This is a genomic window from Halorubrum sodomense, assembly GCF_900111935.1.
Lineage (GTDB): Archaea > Halobacteriota > Halobacteria > Halobacteriales > Haloferacaceae > Halorubrum > Halorubrum sodomense.
Genome location: NZ_FOYN01000002.1, coordinates 832,175 through 854,401 on the forward strand (window position 1 = coordinate 832,175; position 22,227 = coordinate 854,401).

At 67.0% G+C, this 22,227-nt stretch carries 17 protein-coding genes and 1 tRNA gene; 9 read left to right on the plus strand and 9 right to left on the minus strand.

Annotation, left to right across the window (positions count from 1 at the left end):
• Positions 1-60 precede the first annotated feature (60 nt).
• The 4 genes from ftsZ to BM286_RS09015 all read right to left on the minus strand — a co-directional run bounded on the left by ftsZ (position 61) and on the right by BM286_RS09015 (position 5,164).
• Complete coding sequence (gene ftsZ, locus BM286_RS08995; protein ID WP_092921213.1) at positions 61-1,215, minus strand: cell division protein FtsZ; 1,155 nt, start codon at positions 1,213-1,215, stop codon at positions 61-63.
• A 150-nt stretch (positions 1,216-1,365) separates the two neighbouring features.
• Positions 1,366-2,820 carry a D-aminoacyl-tRNA deacylase gene (locus BM286_RS09000; protein ID WP_092921214.1) on the minus strand — a complete coding sequence of 485 codons (1,455 nt, stop codon included), beginning with the start codon at positions 2,818-2,820 and terminating at the stop codon, positions 1,366-1,368.
• An 82-nt stretch (positions 2,821-2,902) separates the two neighbouring features.
• Positions 2,903-3,853, minus strand: a complete 951-nt coding sequence (locus BM286_RS09005; RefSeq protein WP_092921389.1) for a calcium/sodium antiporter — start codon at positions 3,851-3,853, stop codon at positions 2,903-2,905.
• A gap of 402 nt (positions 3,854-4,255) precedes the next feature.
• On the minus strand, positions 4,256-5,164 hold the full coding sequence (locus BM286_RS09015) for a PhzF family phenazine biosynthesis protein (protein WP_092921215.1): 909 nt from the start codon (positions 5,162-5,164) through the stop codon (positions 4,256-4,258).
• Between the two features lie 177 nt (positions 5,165-5,341).
• Between BM286_RS09015 and BM286_RS09020 the strand changes: the two genes are divergently transcribed.
• Together BM286_RS09020 and BM286_RS09025 are read left to right on the plus strand one after the other, a co-directional pair.
• Positions 5,342-6,688 carry an alkaline phosphatase family protein gene (locus tag BM286_RS09020; RefSeq protein ID WP_092921216.1) on the plus strand — a complete coding sequence of 449 codons (1,347 nt, stop codon included), beginning with the start codon at positions 5,342-5,344 and terminating at the stop codon, positions 6,686-6,688.
• A 79-nt stretch (positions 6,689-6,767) separates the two neighbouring features.
• Positions 6,768-7,277, plus strand: a complete 510-nt coding sequence (locus tag BM286_RS09025) for a DUF7097 family protein (protein ID WP_092921217.1) — start codon at positions 6,768-6,770, stop codon at positions 7,275-7,277.
• 58 nt (positions 7,278-7,335) lie between these two features.
• Here BM286_RS09025 and BM286_RS09030 read toward each other — a convergent pair whose 3' ends face one another.
• A complete protein-coding gene (locus BM286_RS09030; RefSeq protein ID WP_092921218.1) occupies positions 7,336-8,076 on the minus strand; it encodes a hypothetical protein in 741 nt (246 codons plus the stop codon).
• 140 nt (positions 8,077-8,216) lie between these two features.
• On the opposite strand from BM286_RS09030, the gene BM286_RS09035 reads away from it, so the two are divergent.
• On the plus strand, positions 8,217-8,900 hold the full coding sequence (locus BM286_RS09035; protein WP_092921219.1) for a DUF6517 family protein: 684 nt from the start codon (positions 8,217-8,219) through the stop codon (positions 8,898-8,900).
• A 1,953-nt stretch (positions 8,901-10,853) separates the two neighbouring features.
• On the opposite strand, the gene BM286_RS15840 is transcribed toward BM286_RS09035, so the two are convergent.
• Positions 10,854-11,180: a hypothetical protein gene (locus tag BM286_RS15840; RefSeq protein WP_245779333.1), complete on the minus strand. Its 327-nt coding sequence runs from the start codon at positions 11,178-11,180 to the stop codon at positions 10,854-10,856.
• A 1-nt stretch (position 11,181) separates the two neighbouring features.
• On the opposite strand from BM286_RS15840, the gene BM286_RS09040 reads away from it, so the two are divergent.
• From BM286_RS09040 to gltB, 3 genes are all read left to right on the plus strand, one after another.
• Positions 11,182-12,456 (plus strand): PGF-CTERM sorting domain-containing protein, encoded by a 1,275-nt coding sequence (locus BM286_RS09040; protein ID WP_245779334.1) that lies wholly within the window; start codon positions 11,182-11,184, stop codon positions 12,454-12,456.
• Between the two features lie 100 nt (positions 12,457-12,556).
• Positions 12,557-12,724: an HEWD family protein gene (locus tag BM286_RS15610; protein ID WP_167603374.1), complete on the plus strand. Its 168-nt coding sequence runs from the start codon at positions 12,557-12,559 to the stop codon at positions 12,722-12,724.
• Between the two features lie 232 nt (positions 12,725-12,956).
• Positions 12,957-17,702: a glutamate synthase large subunit gene (gene gltB / locus BM286_RS09045; protein WP_092921220.1), complete on the plus strand. Its 4,746-nt coding sequence runs from the start codon at positions 12,957-12,959 to the stop codon at positions 17,700-17,702.
• Between the two features lie 18 nt (positions 17,703-17,720).
• On the opposite strand, the gene BM286_RS09050 is transcribed toward gltB, so the two are convergent.
• Complete coding sequence (locus tag BM286_RS09050; protein ID WP_092921221.1) at positions 17,721-19,805, minus strand: ABC transporter ATP-binding protein; 2,085 nt, start codon at positions 19,803-19,805, stop codon at positions 17,721-17,723.
• Between the two features lie 501 nt (positions 19,806-20,306).
• Here BM286_RS09050 and BM286_RS09055 point away from each other — a divergent pair.
• Positions 20,307-20,876, plus strand: a complete 570-nt coding sequence (locus tag BM286_RS09055) for an SRPBCC family protein (protein ID WP_092921222.1) — start codon at positions 20,307-20,309, stop codon at positions 20,874-20,876.
• A gap of 69 nt (positions 20,877-20,945) precedes the next feature.
• Positions 20,946-21,017: transfer RNA gene (locus BM286_RS09060), tRNA-Ala, on the plus strand.
• A gap of 157 nt (positions 21,018-21,174) precedes the next feature.
• Here BM286_RS09060 and BM286_RS09065 read toward each other — a convergent pair.
• Both BM286_RS09065 and BM286_RS09070 read right to left on the minus strand, forming a co-directional pair.
• A complete protein-coding gene (locus tag BM286_RS09065) occupies positions 21,175-21,426 on the minus strand; it encodes a type II toxin-antitoxin system HicA family toxin (protein ID WP_092921223.1) in 252 nt (83 codons plus the stop codon).
• On the minus strand, positions 21,423-21,626 hold the full coding sequence (locus BM286_RS09070; protein ID WP_092921224.1) for a type II toxin-antitoxin system HicB family antitoxin: 204 nt from the start codon (positions 21,624-21,626) through the stop codon (positions 21,423-21,425). Before BM286_RS09070 ends, BM286_RS09065 begins: the two co-directional genes overlap by 4 nt.
• Positions 21,627-21,725: 99 nt before the next feature.
• Here BM286_RS09070 and BM286_RS09075 point away from each other — a divergent pair, with 99 nt between their 5' ends.
• Entirely contained in the window at positions 21,726-22,148 is a 423-nt protein-coding gene (locus tag BM286_RS09075) for a hypothetical protein (protein ID WP_245779335.1), read from the plus strand.
• Positions 22,149-22,227: the final 79 nt, after the last annotated feature.

Sequence of the window (22,227 nt, forward strand, 5' to 3'; positions counted from 1 at the left end):
TTGCCAGTTGATTCGAGTCGAGACGGTTTTTACCTTTTGATGCGCCCCCGGCCTAGGCGATCACTCCACGTAGTCGATGTCTTCCATCTCCGGGTTCGTCCCCTCCGGCGGCTCGCCGTTGTTGCCGTAGATCTGCGGCGACTCGACGCCGGTCACGACGATCATGGTGCGCATCTCCCCCTCGAGCTCGTCGTCGACCGAGGTTCCCCAGATGATCCGCGCGTCGGGGTCGATCCGGTCGTAGATCTCCTCGACGACGCCCTCCGCCTCCTCGATGGACATGTCCGTGCCGCCGGTGACGTTCACCAGCGCGGAGTTCGCGCCGGAGATGTCGACGTCGAGCAGGGGCGAGCGCAGCGCCGACTTCACCGAGTCCTGGGCCTTCGAGTCGGAGTCCGACTCGCCGAGGCCGATCATCGCGACCCCGCCCTTCTCCATGACGGTCCGGACGTCGGCGAAGTCGAGGTTCACCAGTCCGGGCATCGTGATGAGCTCCGTGATCCCCTTCACCGAGCGCATCAGCACCTCGTCGGACACCTTGAACGCCTGCCGGACCGGGAGCTTCCCGACCGCGTCGAGCAGGCGGTCGTTGGGGACGACGATGACCGTGTCCGAGACGTCGCGGAGCCGCTCTAAGCCGGCCTCGGCGTTCGTTCGGCGGACCTCGCCCTCGGCCGTGAACGGCGTCGTGACGATGGCGATGGTGAGGGCGCCCGACTCGCGGGCGGCCTTCGCGACGACCGGCGCGGAGCCGGTCCCCGTGCCGCCGCCGAGCCCGGCGGTGACGAACACCATGTCGGAGCCGTCGATGGCGTCCTGGATCTCTTCTTGGGACTCGATGGCGGCCTCCTCGCCCACCTGCGGCAGCGAGCCGGCGCCGCGGCCCTGCGTCTTCTGCTGGCCCATGAGGATCTTCGTGTCGGCCTCGATGTTGACGAGGTGTTGAACGTCGGTGTTGGCGGCGACGAGCTTCGCGCCGTGGATCCCCTCCTGTTTCATGCGGTTGACCGTGTTCCCGCCGGCGCCCCCGCAGCCGACGACCGTGATGTTTGTCTGGAGGTCCTGGAGGACGTCCTGTAGCTCGTCGTCAGTCATGGTCCCGCTCTGTGGCGGCGCGCCGGCGCTTCCTCCGGCGGCGCCCTCGCCGGCTCCCCCGGCGTCCTCTGCGGGGGCCTCTTCGGCTTCGTCGATGGCGTCCTCAACGATGGAGTCCATTATATGGTGTGGTTGCGACCCGGACGTATTTATTTTTGCCCGTTCGTCTGACGCGAGTCGGACGCCGAAATCACCGGCGTTCACGGCCGATCGCCCCGAGTAGAGGCACTCCGTTCGCAATCCGAAAAAGCGCCGCTATTTATAAATCGATCAGTCGAACGCGCCCCCGTCGATCGGGAAGCGTTCCGTCCGCGCCCGCGACACGGCTTCCGGCTCGACGGTCTCGCCGTCGACGTCGACGGACTCGCCGTCGGCCAGTCGACCGAACGCCGGCCCCTCCGGGACGCCGCGCTCGGCCGCCAGCGACGGGTCGAACGCGGTCTCTCGGGCGACGACCGCGCTCACCTCCGGCGCCACCTCGACCGCGTCGTAGGCCGTCTCCAGCACCGCCGCCAGCCCCTCGACGAGGTCGGCGTACCCCGGCGCTCCGGAGGTCGTCGCGAACGCGACGCGTCCGGCCGCGCGGGTTCCTCCCTGCTCCGTGTCGAAGGCGACCGCGACGGACTCGACGGCCTCCCGCGCCCCCTCGGCGTCGAGCCCCTGCGCCCGAGCGAGCAGATCGGCCGGGAGGTCACGGACCCGGACCGCGTCTCCGACGTCGTCGGAGGCGTCCTGGTCGTCGGAGGCGTCCCGGTCGTCGACTTCGGCGGTCTCGACCGCCGCGGCAGCCTCGTCGACGACCGCGCCGAACCGCAACCCCTCGTCGACGGGACCGACCGCCGCCTCCAGGCCCTCGACGAGCGGGAGCGGGGCGTCGCCCACCTCACGGACCCACGTCTCGCTCACGACCCGGTAGCCGAGGTCCTCGACGACCGCGCCGAGGTCGGGGCGATCGCCGTCGATCACGGCGCGTTCGGCCCGACTCCGCGCGAACGCGGCGTCGATCACAGCGCGGTTCGCGTCCGGCGCGCCCAGGTCGGCGAGCGTCCAGTCGGCGCCGACGTGACCCACCGCCCACTCGGTCTCGCGGACGATCCGGGTGAACCGCGGCGCGTAGTGGCCGCCGCCGAAGCCGACGACGTGGCGGGGACGACTCTCGGCATCATCGGCGAGGTCCGCGCCCGTCCCGCGAAGGTCGAGGACCGCCCGCGCGACCGCCCGGGCCGCCTCGGAATCCGCCCACTGCGGCTCGTCAGAGCCGAGTTCGACGAACAGCGACGGGACGGAGACGTCGGTCGGGCCGTGGTGCGTACACTCGATGCCGACCTCGTACCCGTCCGGCGCGTGTCGCGCCAGCGCCTCGACGACGCGCTTCTCGGCGCCGGGCGCGGCCAGCGCCAGCGACTCGGGGTCGCCGCCGTGCTCGGCGCCGCCGAAGTTCCCGGTGGCGTGCGCGGTCAGGAGTTTGCCGGTCTCGCCCGAGTGTCTGGAGACGAACGCGAGGAACGCGGGGTCGCAGTCGAACGCGGCGGTCGGGTCCGACAGGCGGATGTGGAGGTCGTCGAACTCGCGGAGCTCGAACCCGTCCGTCCGGTAGTAGGTCCCGCCCCCGTCGGCGTCGGGACGCGAGTCGTCCTCGCGCGCCTCCCAGTCCTCGACCTCCAGGAGCCGCTCACCGATGTGCGCCGAGGCGCTGTCGGCCCGACTGACGACGATCGCTATCACGTCACCGGCTCCGCGGCCCGCGACCGAATACCCGTCGGTTCGGATTCGCTCCGCGATCCCGTCGCCCGCCCCGCCGGCCGGGTCAGGGGAGCAACAGGTAGACGAAGACCCCGTAGCCGACGGTGAGCACCGCGCCGTCGACGCGGGTCACGCGGTCGCCGTACAGCATCATCCCGACGGCGACGGCGGTGAACACGAGCAGGGCGGGGAACTCGAACCCGCGGACGCTCCGGGCGACGCCGATGGGAGTCACCACCGCGACGATGCCGATGACCGCGAGGATGTTGTAGATGTTCGACCCGACGACGTTGCCGACGCTGAACTCCGCCTCGCCGCGCACCGCGGCGACGACGCTGGCGGCCAGTTCGGGCAGCGACGTGCCGAGCGCCAGCACGGTGAGCCCGATGAAGAGATCCGAGAAGCCGGCGGCCGAGAGCAGCGACTTGCCGCCGTCGATCAGCCACCGCGAGCCGAGGACGAGCACGGCGATGCCGACGGCGACGACCGCGACGTCGCGCGCACTCGCGTCGGGCATCTCGTCCCGTTCCGTTTCGGAAATCGCCGACTGGTTCTGCTGGACGCGACGGAGGACGGCGGCGGTGAACGCGACCAGCGCGGCCAACAGTACGAGGCCGTCGAGGAGCCCGACCCGGCCGTCCCAGCCGAGGCCGACGAGCAGCAGCGCGGCGAGCACCATGAACGGGACGTGCCGGCGCAGCACGGTGTCGGAGATGTCGAGCGGACGGATGATCGCGGAGATCCCCAACACCAGCCCGATGTTGGCGACGTTCGATCCGACGATCGCGCCGAGCCCGATGTCGGTCGACACCGTGACCGCGCCGAGCAGCGAGACGAAGAGTTCCGGGGCGGTCGTCGCGAACGCGACGACGGTGACGCCGACGGTCGACGCCTTCAGTCCCACGGCGAGCGCGAGGTCGCTCGCGCCCGCGACGAGCAGTTCGGCGCCGGCGTACAGGAGGGCGACGCCGCCGGCGATCAGCAGCAGTTCGACGAGTGGCGACCCGGGAAGCACGAATCCGGGTTCGCGGGCGTATTTCAAAAGGACCGTGATTCCGGATCGGACGCGTCGGCGCCGTTCCACTGACCGAGACGAGGCGCGGTTCGGGGACCGAGACGAGGCGTGTAACCCGCGGAATCCGCCGTGTTTCACGCCGATCGCGAACGCGAGCGCCCCGAAGACGAGCATCGGCGGGGCGACATCGTCGGCGTCGTCCGGAGGGGTGTCATCCCCGCAGCGACGAGGCCGCCGGCGCCGACCGCGACGATCGGTACGGGCACCGCTGCCGCGCGTGGGAGGTCGAACTCCAGAGAGACGGGACGGGAGCGATCCCGGGCGTTCGATCCGCGGCGCCGGCTTCCGGGACCAGGTCGACGGGCGCGATCGAGCGACGAACGGCGACCGAACCGACGGCGTTCACGCCTCGATGATCGCGTCGTCCTCGTCGTCGGGGATCCGGACCTCTCCGTCGAGCGCGACCGTCGCGAGCCCGCCGACGCGGACTCCGTCCGCCTCCACGCGCACACGAACGTGACCCGGCCGGTCGACGAAGTGACCCTGTTCGAACCGGAGCTCGTCCGGGTCGTCCCCGTCGAACGCGTCGACGTGACGGAGGTACCCGCCGACGGCCCCGCTCGCGGTGCCCGTGACCGGGTCCTCGGAGACGCCGAGCGAGGGGACGAACGCCCGGCCGTGCAGCGTGGACTCGCCGTCGAGCGCGTCGAAGGTGAACGCGTACACGCCGGCGACGTCGAACTCCTCCGAGAGGCGCTCGACCGCCTCGTCGTCCGGGTCGGCCTGCCCGAGCCGCTCCAAGAAGTTCACGGGGACGACGAGGAACGGCAGCCCGGTCGACGCGACCGCGACGGGGAGGTCCGCGCCCACGTCGCGCATCGCGGCGGGGTCGATCCCGAGCGCGTCTCCCGTCCGGCCGAGGTCGACGTCGACGACCTCGACGCTCGGCGCCTGCTGTCGCATCCAGACGGTGCCGTCGTCGTCGACCGCGACGGTGAGGTCGCCGACGTTCGTCCGGAGCGTTCGCTCGCCGCCGTCGATCGCCCCCTCGGCGAAGCGGGCGCCGTAGGTCGCTATCGTGGCGTGTCCGCAGAGGTCGACCTCCGTCGTCGGCGAGAAGTAACGGAGCCGGTCGTCGGCCGCGCCGTCGCCCGCGGTCAGGAACGCGGTCTCGGAGGCGCCGAGCTCGGCGGCGACCGCGGCCATCTGATCGTCGCTCAGCCCCTCGGCGTCCGGCACGACGCCGGCGGCGTTCCCGGCCAGCGGCTCCCCGGCGAACGCGTCGACGAGCAGCGCGCGTCTGTGTTCCATATCGGACCCTCCGCGGGTCACGGACAAAAAGCCTCACGAGGGAGGCGGCCCGGGCCTCGCGCGCTGCCGAGCCGGACGTCACGCGCCGCCGACCCCTCCACTCCTCGAGGCGTCGAACCGCCGTTTCGCGAAGCGCCCGATGTCAATCCTTTTGCCTTCGACCGCGGATGGGTGTGTATGGGCCTCTTCGACCGGCTGCGAGGGAGCGATACCCCCCGGGTGGCGTTCATCGGCATCGACGGCCTCTCGTATCGGCTCGTCGCCGACAACCCGGAGACGTTCCCGACGCTGTCGGCGATCGCGGACGACGGTGAGGGGGGGCGGATCGACAGCATCGTCCCGGCGGAGTCGAGCGCGTGCTGGCCGAGCCTCACCACGGGGAAGAACCCCGGCGAGACGGGTGTGTACGGGTTCCAGGACCGCGAGGTCGGCTCCTACGACACGTACGTACCGATGGGGCGCGACGTCCAGACACCGCGGGTCTGGGACCGCGCGACCGACGCGGGGCTCGACGCGACGGTGCTGAACGTCCCCGTCACGTTCCCGCCGCAGCGGACCGTCCAGCGGATGGTCTCCGGGTACCTCTCGCCCGACCTCGACGCGGCCGCCACTCCCGAGGAGCTTCGCGCGTACCTCACCGAGAGCGACTACCGGCTCTCCGTCAACGCGAAGCTCGGCCACAGGGCGGACAAGACCGCGTTCCTGGAACACGCCCGCGAGACCCTCGACGCCCGCGTAGCGGCGTTCGAGCGGTACGTCGAGCGGGACGACTGGGACCTCTTCGTCGGCGTCTTCACCGCGCCCGATCGCGTCAATCACTTCCTGTGGGGCGACTACGAGGACGGCGGGACGTACCGCGAGGAGCTGCTCGCCTTCCACGCCGCGCTCGACGAGCACGTCGGCTCGGTCCGCGAGGCGCTCCCGAGCGACGTCACGCTCGTGGTCGGCTCGACGCACGGGTTCACTCGGCTGCGACACGACGTCTACTGCAACGAGTGGCTCGAACGCGAGGGGTGGCTCTCCTACGAGGGCGACGACCACGACTCGCTGGCCGACATCGACGACGACACCCGTGCGTACTCGCTCGTTCCCGGCCGCTTCTACCTCAACGTGGAGGACCGCGAGCCGAACGGCGTCGTCCCGGAGTCCGAGTACGAGGCGACGCGCGCGGAGCTTCGCGACGCGCTGGAGTCGTGGACCGGCCCCGACGGAACCCCCGTCGCCGACCGCGTGGTCGACCGCGAGACGGTGTTCCGAGGCGACCACGCCGCCATCGCGCCCGACCTCGTCGTCGTGCCGAACGACGGGTTCGACCTCAAATCCGGATTCCGGTCACACGACGGCGTGTTCGACGCCGACGGACCGCGAACCGGGATGCACGCGTTCGACGACGCCGCGCTGTTCGTCGACCACCCGGACGCGACGGTAGAGGACGCCGACCTCCTCGACGTCGCGCCGACCATCCTCCGCCTGCTGGACGTCGACTACGGCCGAACGGACTTCGACGGCGCGAGCCTCGTCTGACCGGCCGCGACCCCAGAACCCCTCTCGGCGTCCCGCTTCCGGCGACCGAATTGAAGTGAGTCCGCCCCCACCGACCGGTATGGAGCGCACTCCCGACGGGACCCCCGTCGGCGTCGACGACCCGTACGCGGCCGCCGGCGTCTGTGACCACCTCACCGACGACGGCCGATGCCACTTCGCGCTGACCCGGGCCGGAGACGATCCGGAGTTCGCGGCCGACCGACGCGCCGACGGCTACGACTGTCACGTCGGCGCCGACGGCGAGTGGCGCGCGTGTCCCCACTACCGGTCGACGACCGACGCGAAAGAGTGCGTCCGGTGCGGGGTGGCGGACGTGCGACTGGCTCACGACGACTCTCGCCCGCTCGTGGAGGAACACCACCTCTCGTACGGCGGCGACGACTCCCACGAGATCACGGTCGGCCTGTGCCGCTGGTGTCACGCGAAGGTCCACGAGTCGATCGCCCGGATCGGGGACGACGCGAGTCCGGATCCGGAAGCGATCGCGGAGCGCGAGCGACGGCGCGAAACGCAGCGCTCGGCGTCCGCGTTCGAACCCGCGGGCGAGAACTACGACCCCGGGGAGTGAGCCGGCGGCACCGCTCCGACCGTGAGCGCGCCCGAATCAGCGTCCGACGTCGGCCGGATCAGGCGTCCGATGTCGGCCGGATCAGGTTCGCTAGCGCGACGAGCAGTCCGAGGAACCACCCCAGCGGCACCGAGATACCGATCCACATCAGGACGTACCCCAGCCCTGGGAGCCCCCACTGCTCGCCGAACGTCTCCAGGTTGAACGCGCCGCGGAGCGTCTCGTTGACCCCACCCACCGAGAGGAACGTGTCGAGGATCCACCGCGCGAGGTCGTAGCTCGGCGGGAGGATCAACTCCTCGAGCGTCGGCGTGACGAGCGCGGCGACGACCGGGGGTAAAAACAGCGCCGTCATCGCGAACGGGTACGCGAGCAGGACGCTGACGAACCGCCCGCCGACCTTCGAGAAGCCGGCGGCGAGGGCGGCCGAGACGACCGCCACCACGCTGGCGGCGCCGACCGCGATCACGGCGTCGAAGGGGAGCTGGAGGTGCGTGATCACCGTGAGCGCTCCCCAGACGACGGCGGCGACGAGGACGGCGCCGGCGACGCCGATACGCGTGACCGCCGAGTCGAGCTTCGCGGCGTAGTAGCGCGTGGCGAACCCGACGAGCAACAGCGGGTACGCGACCGCGACGAGGGGCGCGCCGAGTACCGCCCAGAGGTAGTAGCCCACCGACTGGACGGCCGTTTCCGGTCTCCACTTTCCCAGGACCGCGCTCGGGTCGAGCTGTCGCGGGAAGACGACCTCCATCCACGTCTCGTGGAGGCGAATCACGTCTACGAAGAGCGCTTCCACCAGCCCGGTTTGTCCTCGGCGTTCCATTTGCCTCACGTCGCGCGCGCCCCGACGTGAACTTTGTGCCTTCGGCTGCGGCGTTCTCGCGACCGATACCCGCGCCGACAGTATTAAAGAACCGCGAAGACCTACCTGTCCACATGAAACGACGTGGGCTTCTCGCGGCGCTCGCCGCCTCGACGACGGTCGCTGTCGCCGGGTGCGCCGGCGGGGACGGAAACTACGAGTTCGACGCCGAACCGGCACGGATACCGGAGAGCGCGTACGCGGACACCGAGTTCACCGGCCAGGAGCCGGAGTCGTTCACCATCGAACAGGAGTTCAACGCCGCGGGCGTGAACGCGCAGGTGTCGGCGACGACGTGGATCGCCCGGTACATCAATTCGACGACGCAATCGGCGCTGTTCGTGGCGAGCACCCCGAACGCGTCCGTCGCCGGACAGTCCGTTAACCCGCTCGTCAGAGCGGAGGGCGCAGATCTTATCCGGCGGCTCCTTAATCAGGTCAATCAGCAGGGGATCGGCGGTGGCAGCGCCGACATCCAAACGGACGACATTCAGGACCGCGGCGAGGAGACCCGAACGATCCTCGACGAGGAGGCCACCGTCTCGATCTACGAGACGACGGTCAGCGCGGACGTCAACGGCCCGAACAACCAGAGCGGCTCCGTCGAGGACGTTCCCGTCCTCCTCTATATCGCGACCGTCCAACACCAGGCGGACGACGCGGACAGCGAGGACGTGATCGCGCTGGTGGGTCTCCATCCGGTAGGGGTCGACCAGTCCGAACAGCTGCTCTCGATGATGGAAGCCGTCGAACACTGACCGATTTCGGCCGCCGCCGCGCCCACTTCCAGCCTCGTACCCATTCGGACTTTTTCCGCGATACGTTCAAAAATCGCACTCGTTAGTCCGTACAGACAACACCGCAGTCTTGCGATTATTTCTCCCAGCGGAAGCTTTCACGTCCGTAAGTCATTTATAAGCGATCGGCCCGAGTGACACACCCCGCGGTGTGACAAGAGGCGCTTTACGGGCGTCGGGTCGGCTTTCAACGCCGCACTGCCCCGGAAGCGATCGCTCTCGCATCCGTGGCCCATTCGCTATGACCCGGATGCGATCGTCCCAATGGCTGTCTATCGGTATCGCCCTCTGTTTGGTGATCAGCGTTATTGTAATACTAATAATTTCAGGAACATTTGTGGCCTCTGGAGAATTATGGGATGTGGATCGTGCCAGTGATCTAGAAATTGGGACCGAGCAACAACAGGTGATAACTAATATCGAAGTACTTAGCTCAAATGAACCTGTTAAAATCCACGTTGGTGATCTTGTTGACTCTGGAGCGATCTTAGATCATAATTCGACATCTTATCAAATAAACATCGAAGGGAATAATATCAGTTCAGGTGTATATTTACAAAACTCAAACAGTTCAAATGCGGTGATTGTTATTTCTGCCTCCGCAATTTCTAGTCCTGGACGATTTGATCTTCACATCGACAATATTGATACGACGAATGTTAGCAGGTACAATCAGGAGGGCTCAAAGATCAACCGTGCTATCTCCTATACTGCTGAACAAGGAGGAAAGAAGGCAATAGTCGAATTTAGTGTGTCTTTTCCTGGATCCATCGAATTGTCTACTGGTGCGTACAACGACTCTACACGGTCTATTTCTTACGATTATTCTATTAAAAACAATTTAATCTTGAATACTTCTATAACTATCTGGAAAGGAAAACACGACGGAGGAATTGGAGAACAGATTAAGACTGTGAATATATCCGCTGAAAGTATTTCTCTAAGCGGTACAGGCCTTGAAGGTGAAACTAAACTAATAATTGGCCTCCATTCTTCTCGGAATAGGCCCCGCTCTGAGACAATTTACTCTTTAGACACAGATACAATTAATGTTACAGTGCCTGCTCAGATCGTGGGTGGGCCTTTCTATTATGATGGGTCTAAAACAGAACACAAATTCAATAGCACTCTTTTGTTTGAGTTTAATACGAATATATCTAGAGTACAAGGCTCTATTAATATTAACTTTTCAACTGGAAATACAACACAAATTTATCTTGTAGATCATACTCAAAAATATGATGTGAATGAGAATATTCTATACGTGTATCCATTTGCTTCTTCGAGTAATACGTCTTCTACTAATCAACTACGAATTAGTAATGTCTCTGTTAACAATATTACTTCTACATCAAGTGGAACTCCATTCAAGAATAGCTATGACTCACCTGTACGTGTGAGTAAAATAGTATCTGATGATCGTGAATATACCGTTAATCGCGGATCAAATATTGGACTTTGGTTGGAAGACCAAACTAAGTACAATCTCTCAAAACTTAATGGCGATCTCGTTAGACAAATAGATGCTACTAACTCAAAAAGGATTTACAAACTCAGTACTGACAGACTTAGGCTCGGATATTATTCGCTAAACACCAGTTCTGAGACTACAAATACTACAATACGATTAGTTGAGCCCCATATTAACATCAAAGCAACAGATACAGTAACCGAATCACGGATACCGATAAGTGTCCTCGCAACTGGGGCCAAGCGAACTGCTGTTCTTAGTGTGTTGGGCCCGAATTCTGAAGAAAAAAGTTTAGAAAATGTCATTTTAAATAATTCTTCTAATGTCAGTAGATTTGTCTCTGTTTCTCAGCCTGGAACATATACTATCGAAGTTTATGACCCGAACATAGGTCTAAATGTGACTCAAAAAGTAAATGTCATTGAAAATCGGTCACCTTCTATTTATATTAATACCAGCGAAACAATATCCAATGGCAACCGTTTTAGATTCGTTCTTAATTCAACATATTCTAATTCATCAGTTTCCTTAACCTCTGTAAATAACACCACAACCACACTCGAACTCACAACCTCTGAGACGGGCCCAACACCCGTCACAATCAACGCGTACGCGTCGCCGGCATCTCCGTCGGACTTCGTCACGACCGGTCCCGGTATCAGCGTCGATTCGGTCACGGGGGATACCGATCCGCTCTCGCCCGGGTCGTACGACCTCACGCTCCGGTCGGAGTACGGAGCCGCGGTCGCCAACGACTCCGCCGCGATCACGGTGAATCCTCGTTCGACGACCGACCTGACCGCGTACACCACGCGCGAAGCCGCCCCGGGCGACTTCGAGGACGCGACCGCCATCCGGAACGCGATCGCCAATGGAACGCTCACCGACGCGACGAACGCCACCGCCAACGACACGGTCGTGTACGCCGTGAACGCGACCGGGCTGACCGGCCTCCCGGCGGCCGCGAACGCCTCGCTGGAGCGCGGTGCGGACCTCGCTCGCCTCGACGGCCTCTCGTTCGGAGTGACGCCTACAGACGCGAACGACACCGACGCCTCCGCCACCGGCGACGCGCTCGGACCGACGCCGAACGAGTCTGCGGTCCACCTCGACCGCGACGGACTCTTCCTCGTCGCGGACGGCGAGACCGCGTTCGGAACCGAGACGCCACCGGCCGCCGGCGAGACGTTCGAGGCCGCCTTCAGGGTCGACGACGAACGACTGCGTCGGGCCGCGAACGGCGACCACCGGGTGACGACGCGACTGACGTACGCTGCCGACCCGACCGACGAGGGCGGAGCGAACCTCTCGGACGACGGGTCTACCGCGACACCGTCACCGAGTACCGAGCCGACCGAGTCGACCGGATTGAACGAATCGACCGAATCGACCGGACTGAACGAATCGACCGAGTCGAGCGAATCGAGTGAACCGACCGAGGCGGCCGGGACGAGTGCCCCCGCTGAATCGGGAAGCGCGGACCGATCTGATCCGCCGGCCGGTTCCGGCGGTTCCGCCGGTCCAGCTGATGTCGGTGGCTCTTCTAGCGCCACCGATCAGACCGATCCCCGCTCCGCTCGCGCCGGCAACGCCACCGAAGCGGCCGGTCCGGGCCGGTCCGGGGAACCGAACGGTTCCGACGTGGACCGCCCGACGCCTCGTCCCGGAGTCGGAACGACGGTCCCGCCCGGTGCGTCCGGGATTCCGCCCGCTACGGACCCGGCGAAACGCTTCGGTACCGGATCGACGGGACGTACCGCGGACGACGCCTCGGAGCGGGGATCCCGTCCGGGTGACGGGCGATCGGGCGGTGACGCCGGGAGCGAGGGATCCGCGGCGTCGGAGTCCGCCGACTCGTCCGAACCGGCCGGACCGGCCGACTCGAACGAGTCGAAGTCCGACGAGGCCGCCGCGAGGGACCTCGGATACGACGACGCGCCGATCCGATCGACCGTGTACGATCTCCCCGGATTCGGCTCCGTCGCGTCCCTCGCGGCGCTGACGATTGCGTCGCTGCTCGCCCGCCGTCGTGCGCCCGACCCGTGAGAGGAGCGGCGGCCGTCCGTCTCACACCGTCGAGTCGGGGTCACATCGTCGGCGCCTCGCCGCCGGTATCCTTTTGCTCGACGGCGCCGTTCGTCCGCGTATGAGCGTAACCATCACGCCGCCGAAAGAGCGCACGTGCGAACTGTGCGGGCGCGAGGAGCGATGGGACGACGAGGCCGACGGGTGGCGGATCGCGGACGAACCCGGAAACGTCTACTGTATCCACGACTGGGACATCAACGGCTCGTTCGTCCCCCTCAAGGAGTAGTAGACGACTGGACGTTCTGCCACTCTGACCGGTGTGTGTGAAACGGTCTGGTGGCTTTCGCAGAAACTTCGTCAATTTACTGCCCGTTACGGTACGACTACTGATCGATCCGACGGTGTGGTATCTGTTCACCTCCCGTGATGAATAATTACCTTATATTCCCTAATGTGTGTACGATGGATCCTACCCCTATCAGGGTCATACCTTTAAGTGTTCATTCGTGAAAACGCGTATGACCAAGTCACGTAGTACCACCCGGGGCGTACGCGACTCGGATTCCTCGGGTCAGGAAGGGGGGCTCGCGGCGCCGACGGACGACCGATCGAACTGCGGCATCGGCGGCGTCGTCGACCTCGACGGCGAGCCGACTCACGAGACCGTCGCGGACGCGGTCGAACTGCTCGAGAACCTCGAACACCGCGGGACGACCGGCGCGGAAGAGAACACGGGCGACGGCGCGGGGATCATGGTCGCCCGCCCCGACGGGTTCTTCCGCGAGGTCGTCGACGCCGACCTCCCGGACGAGTACGCGGTCGGCTCCGTCTTCATGCCGCCGGAACCGGGCGTTCAAGCGGAGATCCACGACGTCATTGCCGAGGTGTGTGCCGTCTACGGGCTGGAAGTGCTCGCGTGGCGCTCCGTCCCCACCGACAACGCCGACCTCGGCGCGACGGCGCTCGAGTCCGAACCGGAGGTGTCGCAGGTGTTCGTCGCCCCCGTCGAGGGCGCGGGCCTCGCCCAGCGGTTCACGAGCGAGGGGACTCGGCCGGACGACGCCGACCCCGACCTGCTCGGCTTCGACCGCGCGCTGTACGCCGCCCGCCGCGAGATCGAGAACGCGGTGTCCGACGTCGACGGCGCCGGCCGTTTCTACGTCTGCTCGCTCGACCGCCAGCGCGTCGTCTACAAGGGCCTGCTGAAGGGGTCGCAGCTCGTGGGCTACTACCCGGACCTGGTCGACGAGCGGTTCGCCAGCCACGTCGCCTTAGTCCACGCGCGGTTCTCGACGAACACGCTCGGCGCGTGGCACCTCGCACACCCGTACCGCAACATCGTCCACAACGGCGAGTTCAACACGATCCGCGGGAACGTCAACTGGATGCGGGCCCGCGAGAACGACCTCGAACACCCGGCGTTCGGCGCCGAGCTCGACACGATCAAGCCGGTGATCGACGACCCCAACCAGTCGGACACCGCCAGCGTCGACAACGCGCTCGAACTCCTCCTCCAGACCGACCGCGACCTCCCGCACGCGCTCCGGATGCTGATCCCGGAGGCGTTCCGCGGCGACGACCTGATGGGTGACGACCGCGCGGACTTCTACGACTACCACGCCTCGCTCGTCGAGCCGTGGGACGGGCCCGCACTCGTCATCGGCTTCGACGGCGAGCGCGTCGCCGGCGTCCTCGACCGCAACGGGCTCCGCCCGTGCCGCTACGAGGTGACGACGGACGACCGCCTCGTCGTCGGCAGCGAGGTGGGGGCGCTCCCCACCGAGCCCGCCGACGTGCGCCGCCGCGGTCGGCTCCAGCCCGGGGAGATCTTCGTCGCGGACCCCGAGGCCGGTCGGATCGTCCCCGACGACGAGGTGTTCGAGGAGCTCACCGACGAGAAGTACGGCGAGTGGGTCGACCGCGGGCAGGTCGATCTCGACGCGCTCACCGACGAGGACGACGCGCTCACCGACGGGGACGGCGTCGCGGCCGGGATCGACGACGACTCGAACGAACGAGGAGGCGGGGCGGCCGGGGCTGACGAGGCGGACGAAACGGACGAGACGGAACCGACCGTCCGCGCCCACCAGGCCGCGTTCGGCTACACCACCGACTCGCTGAACCACCTCGTCGAGCCGATGGCGAGAGAGGGGAAAGATCCCGTCGGGTCGATGGGTGACGACACGCCGCTCTCGGTCCTCGCCGACGTCGACCGCCCGCTTTTCACCTACTTCAAGCAGCTGTTCGCGCAGGTGTCGAACCCGCCGATCGACTACATCCGCGAGGAGCTCGTCACCTCGCTGGAGACCCGGATCGGGAACCAGCGAAACCTGCTCGCGGAGACGCCGGAACACGCCGAGCAGATAGTCGCCGACACCCCGGTCCTGACGGACGCTGAGACGACCGCGCTTCGCGATCTCCCCGGACCCGGCGAGCGGACTCCCGGTGACCGCGGCGGAGCGGCGGCCGACGGTCCCGAGTTCGCCTCCGTCACCGTCGACGTCACCTACGACCGCGACGGCTCGCTCGTCGACGCCGTGAGTCGGGTCCGCGAGGACGCCGCGACGGCGATCGAAGACGGGGCCGACGCCGTCGTCCTCTCCGACCGCGCCGTCGGTCCGGACCGCCTCGCGGTGCCGAGCCTGCTCGCGACCGGCGCGGTCCACCACCACCTCGTCCGCGAGGGGCTGCGCAACCGCGCGGGCGTCGTCGTCGAGTCCGGTGAACCGCACGAGGTCCACCACCTCGCGACGCTGGTCGGCTACGGCGCGGACGCGGTCGACCCGTACCTCGCGTACGCCTCCATCGCCGACGTGGTCGCCGGCCCGGACGGCGCCGACGAGGACGAGGCGCTCGCCGCGTACCGTCACGCGCTGGAGGACGGCCTCCTGAAGACGATGGCGAAGATGGGCATCTCGACGATGGAGTCGTACCAGGGCGCCCAGATATTCGAGGCGGTCGGGCTCGACTCCGACTTCGTCGCCGAGTACTTCGAGGGCACCGAGATCCGGACCGAGGGGATCGGGATCGAACAGATCGAAGACGACCTCCGCACGCGCCACGCGATGGCGTTCGGCGCCGACCCCGAACTGGAGACCGTCGGCGAGTACGAACACCGCTCGTCGGGCGTGAAACACGGCTGGAACCCCCAGACGGTCGGCACGCTCCAGCAGGCGGTCCGCGGCGGCGACTACGAGCAGTACCGCGAGTTCGCGGAGCTGGTGAACGACCAGACGGAAGAGCTCCAGTCGCTCCGCGGCCTCCTGGAGTTCGACTCCGACCGCGACCCGGTGCCGGTCGAGGAGGTCGAGCCCGTCGAGTCGATCGTCGAGCGGTTCTCGACGGCCGCGATGAGCCTCGGGAGCATCTCGCCGGAGGCCCACGAGAACAACGCCATCGCGATGAACCGGCTGGGCGCGAAGTCGAACACCGGCGAGGGCGGCGAACCGCCCGAGCGGTTCGACACCGAGAAGGAGTGTACCGTCAAGCAGGTCGCCTCCGGCCGCTTCGGCGTCACCTCGGAGTACCTCGCGAACGCCGAGGAGCTCCAGATCAAGATGGCGCAGGGGTCGAAGCCCGGCGAGGGCGGGCACCTCCCCGGCAAGAAGGTCAACGAGATGATCGCGCACGTCCGGTGTTCCACGCCCGGCGTCGGGCTCATCTCGCCGCCGCCCCAGCACGACATCTACTCGATCGAGGACCTGAAGCAGCTCATCTTCGACCTGAAGGCCGCCAGCCCCGAGGCAGACGTCAACGTGAAGCTGGTCTCGGAGGCCGGGATCGGCACCATCGCGGCCGGCGTCGCGAAGGCGAACGCCGACGTCGTCCACATATCCGGTCACGACGGTGGCACCGGCGCCTCGCCGAAGACCTCGATCAAGAACGCCGGCCTGCCGTGGGAGCTCGGGCTCGCGGAGGCGAACCAGATGCTTCGCGCCACCGGCCTGCGCGACCGGATTCGCGTCTCTGCGGACGGTGGCCTGCGGACCGGCCGCGACGTGGCGGTCGCGGCCGCGCTCGGGGCCGAGGAGTACATCTTCGGGACCGCGTCGCTCGTCACGTCGGGCTGCGTGATGGCCCGGCAGTGCCACGAGAACACCTGTCCGGTCGGCGTCGCCACCCAGCGCGAGGACCTCCGCCAGCGGTTCCCGGGCCAGCCCGACCACGTCATCAACTACATGACGTTCATCGCGCAGGAGCTCCGGGAGATCATGGCCGAGCAGGGGTACACCGAGCTGGAGGCGTTCGTCGGCCGCCCCGAGCTGCTCACCCAGCGCGAGACGGACCACGAGAAGGCGAAGCACCTCGACCTGTCCGCGGTGATCGCCGAGCCCGCGGGCGAGTCCCGCACCAAGGTCCGCGAGCAGGCCCACGACGGCATCGACGACCTGCTCGACTGGGACCTCATCGACGAGGCGGCGCCCGCAATCGAGGACGGCGCGCCGGTCGCGCTCACCCGCGACGTGCGCAACGTCGACCGCGCGGTCGGCGCCACGCTCTCGAACCGCGTCGTCTCCGAACACGGCGGCGAGGGGCTCCCGGACGACACCATCTCCTGCCGGTTCGACGGCGAGGCCGGACAGAGCTTCGGCGCGTTCCTCGCACCGGGGATCACGATGGAACTCTCCGGCGCCGCCAACGACTACGTCGGCAAGGGGCTCTCCGGCGGGCGCCTCGTGATCGACACGCCGGCGGAGGCGGGGTACGACCCGACCGAGAACGTCGTCGCGGGCAACGTCTGCCTGTACGGCGCCACCTCGGGCGAGATGTACGTCAACGGCGTCGCCGGCGAGCGGTTCGGCGTCCGTAACTCCGGCGTGAAGGCCGTCGTCGAGGGCGTCGGCGACCACGGCTGCGAGTACATGACCGGCGGCGTCGTCGCCGTCCTCGGCGACACCGGGCGCAACTTCGCAGCCGGGATGTCCGGCGGCGTCGCGTACGTGTACGACCCCGACGACCGCCTCGACGACCGCGTCAACCGCGGGATGGTGTCGGTCTCCGAGACGCTCGAGGAGTCCGACGAGCGGATGCTCCGCCGCCTCGTCGAGAACCACCGCGCGTACACCGACAGCGAGCGCGCGGCGGACCTGCTCGACGACTGGGGGACCGCGCTCGACGACTTCGTCCGGGTCTTCCCCGACGCGTACGCCGATGTCATCGCGGAGGGCAAGGGCGCCGACGTGCGCGAGGACCCGCCCGCGCCCGCGGCCGCGGTTCCGGGTGCAGACGCCGACGCGGCCGGGCAGGTCTCCGGCGACGACTGAGGCTTCGAAAAGGGGCTCCTACTCCAGCGTCTCCGAGTCCACTTCGCTTTCCGTCGCCCGCTCGACCGCGCGGTCGACGTGGCGCTCGCGGGCGCGCTCGACGAACTCCTCCGGCAGTTCGTCTATCTCGCCGGCCTGAACGCCCCAGAGCTTCGCGTAGAGCCCGTCCGCCGCGAGCAGCTCGTCGTGGGTGCCGCGCTCGACGACCTCGCCGTCCTCCAACACGAGCGCGGTGTCGGCGTCGGTCACCGTCGAGAGGCGGTGCGCGATGACGAAGGTCGTCCGGTCGGCCGCGAGGCGGTCGAGCGAGCGCTGGATCAGCATCTCCGTCTCCGTGTCGACGGCCGAGGTCGCCTCGTCGAGGATGAGTATCGCGGGGTCCTGAAGCACGACCCGGGCGATGGCGAGCCGCTGGCGCTGGCCGCCGGAGAGCTTCACGCCGCGCTCGCCGATCCGCGTCTCGTAGCCGTTCGGCAGCGACGAGACGAACTCGTGGGCCTCCGCGGCCTTCGCGGCCTCGACCACGCGCTCCCGGACCGCCTCCTCGTCGAGGCCGTCGGCGCCCGCCTCCTCGATCCGCGTGAACCGCCCGTACCGGATGTTCTCGGCGATGGTGCCGTCGAACAGCGTCGTGTCCTGCGCGACGTAGCCGATCGACGAGCGGAGGCTCTCGACGGTGACGTCGCGGACGTCGTGCCCGTCGACGCGGACGGCGCCGTCGGTGACGTCGTACAGCCGGAGAAGCAGCTTGAGCAGCGTCGACTTGCCCGCGCCGGTCGGGCCGACGAGGGCGACCGTGTCGCCCGGGTCGGCGGTGAAGGAGACGCCGCTGAGGACTTCCTCGTCGGCGTCCTCTGGGTCGACGAGGGCGTTCTCGGGGTACGCGAAGGAGACGTCGTCGTACTCGACGGCGCCCGCGACGCCGCCGTGATCGGGGTCACCGGCCGGCGTCACGCCGCCGTCGTTTCGGGCCCCGCCGTCGCCCTGCGCACCGCCGCCGAGTTCGATCGCGTCGTCGTCGTCCTCGATGCGGACCGGGATGTCGCGCAGGCCGAACACGCGCTCGCAGGATGCCTTCGCGTTCTCGTACTGGTCGATGATGTTCGACACCTCGGCGAGCGGGGCGACGAACTGCTGGGTGAGGAGGACGAAGGTGACGAACGTGCCGACGGTCAGCTCGGTGGAGAACGGGCCCGGCGGGCCGTTCGCGAGCCAGAAGCCGCCGACCGCGAAGGTGGCGGCGAAGGCGAGCCCGGCGAGCAGCTCCATGCCGGGTCGGTAGACGTAGTTGAGCCGGAGGATCGACATCGTGCGCCGGAAGTACGAGTAGGATGCGTCCTCGACGCGCTCGCTCTCGTGGGCCTCCGTGTTGGAGGTCTTCACCAGTTCGACGCCGGAGAGCGCGTTCTCGAGGGCGGTGTTGAGGTCGCCGACGACCGATCGCTGGGCGGTGTACCGCGGCTCCACGGCCCGCATGAACCAGAGCGTGAAGAGGAACATCAGCGGGATCGCGGCGAGCGTGACGATCGCGAGCTCGTAGTTGTAGTAGGCGAGGACGCCCGCGATCCCCACGAGCATCACGCCGAGGCGCGCGGAGTTCTGGAGGGCGTTGTCTAAGAAGACCTCCAGGTTCGAGGCGTCGTTGTTGAGGACGGACATGACCTCCCCGGTCTGCTTGTCGTCGAAGAAGGTCATGTCGAGCCGCTGCATCTGGTCGAAGGAGTCGGTCCGGACCGAGTGCATCACCCGGTGCGCGAAGTTGTTCGCGGCGATACCGTAGACGTAGGTGAACACGCCCGTCACGATGAACGACGCGAAGATGAGGATCACCGAGAGCCGGAACTGCGCGGGCTCGGCGGTCGGGAGCCACGCGTCCGGAACCAGCGGGAGCGTGTACGGACCGGTGCCGGTGAAGACGGCGTCGATGGCGACGCCGAGGACGACCGGCGGGACCAGTCCCGCGACGCGGGCGACGACGTTGGCGACCATCCCGATCACGAGCCAGTGGGCCTCGGCGGCGCCGTACTCGCGGAACAGCCGACCCAGGGGTCGATCCACCCGGTCGCGGTACACTTCGAATGCGTTGCGCTCGTCTGCGGCCATGGACGTACGAACGCGGCGACCCGCATGTATCCGGCGGCTTCGGCGGCTCGTTCCGGGTTCCGGCAACTGGCGATTACCTGACCGACTAGCAATAAATAGCTGATCGAGTGCGGCGGCGCGTGCCGACGAGCGGCCGACAGGCTGCGAGTCGCACGCGCGAGGGACGCCGTGAGTGACGGGCGACCGGAGGGAGCCCGGAGCGAACGGCGAGGCTGGGGAGGCGTGAGGCTGCGGTGCGGGGCGGTCGGGGTGGGACTCAAAAGGGCAGCCGCGAGGGCGGCGCAGGCGATGTAAGGACCACAGGGAGCGAGCGAAGCGAGCGACCGAGGACCGCAGCGAGCGTGCGCCGCCCTCGCGGCTGGGGCTTTGGAGGTGTTCGCAGTCGATCGCTCGTCGACTATTTATAAACGAAGATCTGGAGTTCTGACAGCGACCACGACAGAACCACTAAGCGAGTACCGTCGCCGGACGGTTTAATAAGCGCCACTCGAACCCACGCACGTGGACGAACTCGTCGTGCGGACGGAGGTGTACGCCGACCCCGAGGAGGTGTACGCGTTCCTGCTCGATTTCCCGCGGTACGCGAACTACTCCGAGTACCTGCGGGAGGTCCGGACCGTCACCGGCGACGGCGGCCCCGGGACCCGGTACGCGCTCACGTTCGCGTGGTGGAAGATATCCTACACCGCCCGCTCGGAGGTGACCGGCGTCGAGCCGCCCGAGCGGATCGACTGGGAGATCACGAAGGACATCGACGCCGGCGGCTGCTGGCGGGTGACCCCGCCCGAGGGCGACGAGTCCGACGGGAACGGCGCCGACGGAACGGGCGACGCGGACGCGACCGGCGACGACCCCTGTGAGGTCGCGCTCGAAGTCCAGTTCGACCCCGGGTCGGCCAGTCCCGACGCGCTCGACCTGCCGCGGCTCGTCTCGTTCGACTGGGTGTTGAAGAAGGCGATCCCGCTGATCAGAGACGAGGCCGAGCGCGTCGTCGAGCGCGCCGTCCAGGACTTAGAGGGGTCGACCCGGGACGTCGACCTCGACGTGTACGTGGACTCCGACCGGATCTGAGCGCGCGGCCCCGGGTCCGCGATTCGAAGCCCTTAAGATATTCACCGGGGAACCAACGAGTGCGTTCGCGGGCTCGTAGATCAGTGGTAGATCATCCCCCTGGCACGGGGAAGGCCCGGGGTTCAAATCCCCGCGAGTCCACTCGACTCACTTCGTTCGTCTCGTTCCCTCGCGGGACCCCCGCGAGCCCATTCGGCTCCCTCCGGTTGCCTCATCTCCTCGCTTTCTTACGGCGCTGAGATCGACACGGTCGCCGAGATAGGCAGTGAGCGACTAGAAGGGGTCGCGTGTGGCCGCGTCAGCGATGCTCGTCGATCCAGCGGCACCACGCGTCGAAGTCCTCCGCGCCGCACTGGTCCGCGATCGACTGGAGCGTCCCGATCTTCACCCGGTCGTGTAGCGGGACAGTGACGGTTCGGACCTCGCCGGTGTCGGGGTTCGTGTACTTCAGAATCGCGTGGCTTCCGCGCTGTCGGTCTTTGCGGTAATCGAAGGAAGTGAGGACGCTGACGATCTCTCGGCCGGAGATGTTTCGCGGCGGACCGCTCATTCCTCGAACCAGGGAGCGTCCGGCTCGGGTGCGTCCGTGTCCGCCTCACGGGCTTCCTTCGTCAGTTCGACCGCCTCGTCGAGGTTCGAAAGCGCCTCCTCGCGCGTCTCGCCTTGGCTGGCGACGTTCAGCTCCTGGTCGATCGCCGACCAACCGCCCTCGTCCTCCTCGATTAGGCGGATCTCTCGGCCAGTGCTCATGGGAGTCAGTAGTCATCACCGCGGAATAAGCGTTCTGTCGCTTCGAACACCGCTTTCGAACGCCCGGGCCGCGGACGGTTCGATCCTCGGGGCACAGAAATGGGCTCGGGGATCGAGATTCCCTCCCGGCGAGACGAGGCCACTCCGTTCGCCTCCCCGCACGAACGCTGGAGTGAAGCCGCGAGAGACGAACAGCCGACCGTGTTGACCGACGCCGAGGAACGGCTCGTCGAGGGGGTCTTGGAGGTGGGCGAGGTCATCGAGCGGGACACGTTCGAGTTCATGATCGAGGAGGGCCTGCCCGCGGAGGAGCTCCGAGTCCTCGGGGGCGACGGAACGGCCGAGGCGGCCATCGAGGGCCTCGAATCGAGGGGGCTCGTCACCACCGAGCGGATCGAGGAGACGGTGCGCGACAGCAGTTCCATAGACGATTCGCTCGCCATCCCCGGAACGGAGTTCGAACGCGTCGAACGCCGGTACGTCCGCTTCACCGAGGAACTCGAAGCGGAGTTCCGCGAATAGGAGATCGGTCGCGTCCGACCGACCCCGTCGCTCAGTACAGACGAATCAATTAGCGTCAGTTATCTCGGTGGCGCGCCGG

What these genes read in the sequence shown, in the direction of transcription:
- ftsZ (WP_092921213.1), bottom strand. Translation starts at nt 1,215, where the DNA reads ATGGACTCCATCGTTGAGGACGCCATCGACGAAGCCGAAGAGGCCCCC.
- BM286_RS09015 (WP_092921215.1), bottom strand. Translation starts at nt 5,164, where the DNA reads ATGGAACACAGACGCGCGCTGCTCGTCGACGCGTTCGCCGGGGAGCCG.
- BM286_RS09020 (WP_092921216.1), top strand. Translation starts at nt 5,342, where the DNA reads ATGGGCCTCTTCGACCGGCTGCGAGGGAGCGATACCCCCCGGGTGGCG.
- BM286_RS09025 (WP_092921217.1), top strand. Translation starts at nt 6,768, where the DNA reads ATGGAGCGCACTCCCGACGGGACCCCCGTCGGCGTCGACGACCCGTAC.
- BM286_RS09035 (WP_092921219.1), top strand. Translation starts at nt 8,217, where the DNA reads ATGAAACGACGTGGGCTTCTCGCGGCGCTCGCCGCCTCGACGACGGTC.
- BM286_RS15610 (WP_167603374.1), top strand. Translation starts at nt 12,557, where the DNA reads ATGAGCGTAACCATCACGCCGCCGAAAGAGCGCACGTGCGAACTGTGC.
- gltB (WP_092921220.1), top strand. Translation starts at nt 12,957, where the DNA reads ATGACCAAGTCACGTAGTACCACCCGGGGCGTACGCGACTCGGATTCC.
- BM286_RS09050 (WP_092921221.1), bottom strand. Translation starts at nt 19,805, where the DNA reads ATGGCCGCAGACGAGCGCAACGCATTCGAAGTGTACCGCGACCGGGTG.
- BM286_RS09065 (WP_092921223.1), bottom strand. Translation starts at nt 21,426, where the DNA reads ATGAGCGGTCCGCCGCGAAACATCTCCGGCCGAGAGATCGTCAGCGTC.
- BM286_RS09070 (WP_092921224.1), bottom strand. Translation starts at nt 21,626, where the DNA reads ATGAGCACTGGCCGAGAGATCCGCCTAATCGAGGAGGACGAGGGCGGT.
- BM286_RS09075 (WP_245779335.1), top strand. Translation starts at nt 21,726, where the DNA reads ATGGGCTCGGGGATCGAGATTCCCTCCCGGCGAGACGAGGCCACTCCG.